This window comes from Arthrobacter sp. TJ-265 (assembly GCF_058269135.1).
Map to the genome: position 1 here is coordinate 1 of NZ_JBZCND010000013.1, position 3,910 is coordinate 3,910.

1 protein-coding gene is annotated in these 3,910 nt (G+C 65.0%); it reads right to left on the reverse strand.

Going from position 1 to position 3,910, the window contains the following annotated elements; translation table 11 throughout:
* Positions 1-1,195 precede the first annotated feature (1,195 nt).
* On the reverse strand, positions 1,196-2,083 hold the full coding sequence (locus AC4D2E_RS17615) for an SAM-dependent methyltransferase (RefSeq protein WP_490911633.1): 888 nt from the start codon (positions 2,081-2,083) through the stop codon (positions 1,196-1,198).
* Between the last annotated feature and the right edge of the window lie 1,827 nt (positions 2,084-3,910).

Here is a 3,910-nt window from a genome sequence, read left to right on the forward strand (position 1 = left end):
GAGAGAGTGTGGGAGAGTAGGACACCGCCGGACAACCACTCACGAGCAAAGACCCCACCACGGTGGGGTCTTTCCTCGTTAACCACCCACCCACCACGCGAACCGGTGCTCGAAGGATCAGGACGTGCGCGGAGAGGACACAAGCGGTCAGCTGAATATCCTGACTGGACCCGAATTTCGGGACTCGCTCAGTAGCGGTCGATGGCCGCTTCCAGCATCGGGTTGAGCGTCGGGTCCAGCGTCGGGCTCGCAAGACAGCAGACTGGCACCATGTGCAGCAGCCGATTGGTGACCCTGATCCGACTCCGTCTGGATCCGCGGTGACGGGACGCCTGCCGGGGGCCCCGATACTCGCTTCAACACTTGACGGGCCCCGATAGGCGGCCAGATGTCGGACTCGCGAGGCAATCAGGTCCCCAGCTCAGCGATGGTACTTATCCGCCCGACTCCGGGCTTGCATTCGCAGGCCGGTGCGCCCGGCCGGTACGGTGCCGGCGGCCCGGCACTCCCGGTCCGCCATGATCGGCACCGGTCAACGGCAGCCAAGGTCGCGAGGCGGCAAGTAGCGGCATGATGACGCCGACACGAGCACGCCGCACCAGACAGCGGACCGCAGTGATCGACCGGGCATTTCATCTCATCTCAGCATCGCTATGGCGACGGAAGTCGGTGGCACTCGTGGCGCCGTGACCTTTTGCCCCCTCGACCCGTGACCCGACCGGTGAGCCCGTGACCCCTCGACCCGTGGTCCCTTTGACCCCGTGACCTTTGACCCGTGACCCGTGACCGGTGACTCCGTGACGTAGGGGACGCGGGAGACGCGGGAGACGCGGGAGATCCGGGGAAGGCGCGGCCGATCCGCGGACCGGATGTGGCCAACCGGCTGCTGCTGCTCGAGACCTCAGAGAAGCTCTTCGACTGCGCCCGGAACCTGCTGGACGTCGTGGTCGACGTCGAGATTTGGTCGGTCAATTGGAGTGGGCCGGGCGGTCGAGGAACAACTCCGGGATCTGCCGCGTCGCAGATCCCTCGAGGAGCCGACACGCGCGAGGACTGGGCTCCGAAGGGTGCGTGGCTATGGTTGGCATCGAGCGTGCCCGGTGCGGCTGGTCGCCCAGCCCCCCTATGGTGATGCGGTCGCGATGCCGCTGCCTCGATGTGTGTCGTCAGAGTCCGACCGAAGCGGCGCCGACGATCAGGCCGGCTCCCGCTGCATCGACGTAGCGGGTTCTGGTGGCACCCCGTCCTCCGCCGCTTTCGACAGCGTGAATATGCCGTAGCGCATCGCACCGGTGCGGTAGGCGAGAATCAGGCGGGGGATGCTCAGAACGAAGATGCGATTGCGTGCACCGAGCGCGAGGCGACGAGTCTCGCGATCGACGAGCAAGGTCTTCATAAGCCGACGGGCGCAAATGGTCCATGTACGCGCTACGCGGTGGCTGACATCCTCATAGCCCGTGATCTCAAAGCCGGCAGCCGATGCCATCGCCTCATACTCCTCACGCGTGCCCATCGACGGCAGGCGCCCCTCGCGACAGATCGGCTCGAGCAGGTGGCGAACCTTCCAACTGCCGGCCTCGGTCTCGGCGAGCCATGCGCAGACGACGAAACGGCCGCCGGGTGACAGCACGCGATGCGCCTCGGCGAAGAACCTGGGTTTGTCGACCATGTGCTCGCTCGACTCGATCGCCCACGCGGCATCGGCCGAGCCATCGGTCAACCCGTTGACGAGCCAATCGCGGAGATGAATATCGACGTGGGGTGAGGGATGCGCGGAGGCGTAGTGAGCCTGCTCGGCGGAAAGCGTGAAGCCAGTGACGCGGACACTGTGTGTCATCGCGAGCCGCCGGGCGGTGGAGCCGTAGCCGCAGCCGATGTCGATGCACGCCTCGCCGGGCATGAGGTGCAGCCGATCGCCGACCGCGTCGGTCAGCGCCTCGACAGCTTCGGCGGGCGTCTCCTGACCCGTCGCCCACAGCCCGTGGTGGACATGCTCACCCCATACCTGCCGATAGATGGGATCGAGCTCGTCGTAGTGATCTGCAACAGCCACGGCGTCCTGGGAAGTATCGGGGAGAATCATTTAATCACGCTATAACGCAGGTCCATGCGGTCGGAAGGCCTCGGTCGACGGCTCCATGAGCCATCGGGGTGAAGCTCCCTCCACGAATCGTGGTGTGAGGTGGGAGCAGCTGGACGCTTCATGTCTCGTGATCGGAATCGCAATCCCGACCCGGACCGGGACAGTCACTCTGAGACCACCTATACGCGCGATCGGGAAAGGAAACATGAAGACGGATCACATGCGGCCACCGCCACCCCGACAATTGCCGATGCCTCTCGTTCATCAGGGCCGACGAGGCATGACCTCCACCTCAGCAAAGCCATTCCCACCAACGACGTTGCCACTCATTCATTTGCCGGTTCGTCGGGTGAGCACGTCCAACGACGGTGCGCCCCCACCTGCCGGCCCCGTTCTTCGTATTCTCTGACGGAGGCTCGAGCGAGCCCTTTGTACCGACTGCGTAGGACGTACACTCAGCGACCGGAAGCTCTCAGTGACGGGGAAAGCGAGTTATGTACCAGGGGAATTCGACATCCGTGGTCGTCCTTGGACGATATCGGTGCCCCTTGGGCTGCGAGGCTGCCGGAGGCATCACTCCTGAACCTTCATCGCTCGCCTGGGAGGTAGAAATCGCGACGGACCCGTTCCCGGCCCGACCGGGCTGGCTCGCTGAGGCGAAGGGTCCCGCTGCGGGTCGCCCACCGCGAGGGTTCCGATTCAGGACTCCGCGGCGGGCTCACTCGTAGAAGCAGGCACAGGGATGCCAGCGGCCCATTCGCCTGACAGGAACGCGCTGGCCGCTCCGTCGTCGCTTCGACACTCGACCCTTGCTCAGAAGTTGGTTGATTGCATGGCTACTCCGCGTTCGGTTCCGACGTCAGCGGCCTTCATTGTTCGAATCGGCACCGATCACTCGAGAATCGGCCAAGACCAATGCGCTGCCAGTTCGAGGAGACGGGCTGATCGGGCCGGTGGGAATCCCCTCGAACGGTCTCCCAAGCCGTGGACACGGCCTCCTCGGACTGGGCTGGACTGGGCTCGATTGGAGCTGGGCTGGACTGGGCTCGGGGTTGGGTTGGGCCGGGCTGGACCGGGGGTGAACAGGGCTGTGCTGCGCTGAACCCGACGGGAGGGGACGGAGAGGGGCGTAGCAGGGCTGGTGCGCGCCGCTGTGTGTCGGTGTGTCCTTGATCCTTGGTGATGTCACCACTTGAGCGGTCACATCACGCCGCTGTCCCGCTCCGAGCTGTTGGTTCGTGAGGAACCCCAACCGGGGCGTCAGGGCCCTACGTGGACCGATCATGGGGGAGGCGCATCAGTGGGTGCTGTCTGCACCGGTGCCTTCTGGGACCTCGGTCGGTGGGAGTCGGGGGCCGATAGCTGCCCCTGTCGAAAGCAATCGAGGGGTTCTGCACGCGCCAACTGGTACCGGCACCTTCACTAGCGAACTTGCTTCTTCGTGGTGCTGCTCACCACCAGACGCTTTTGTCGGATCGTGCTGGCAGGCGCGCCTGGAGCGCCGGGCCAGCCCCTCCCTGCAGATGCTCACCCCCCGGAGGACCCTGCCGGCAGCCCGGCGTCTGGCGCACCGGGCCACCTACTTCGTGCGGCCGCTCGCCGCCAGGGGCCGTTGCCGACGTCAGGAGCTCTCGTGCGGTGTGGTGATCTCGCGGGCACCGGCCCAGTTTGCCCGACCGCAGTCCGACGTGTAGTGTTTCATGAGTTGCCCCGGTGTGGGTGGCCATCCCCTTCAAATTCTGTGGTCGGTTCGTGCGCTGTGAGGCGTGGTCGAATTCGGCTTCTTTTTGTGGTGGGTTTGTTCTTTTGTCGTATTTCTTTTTGCTG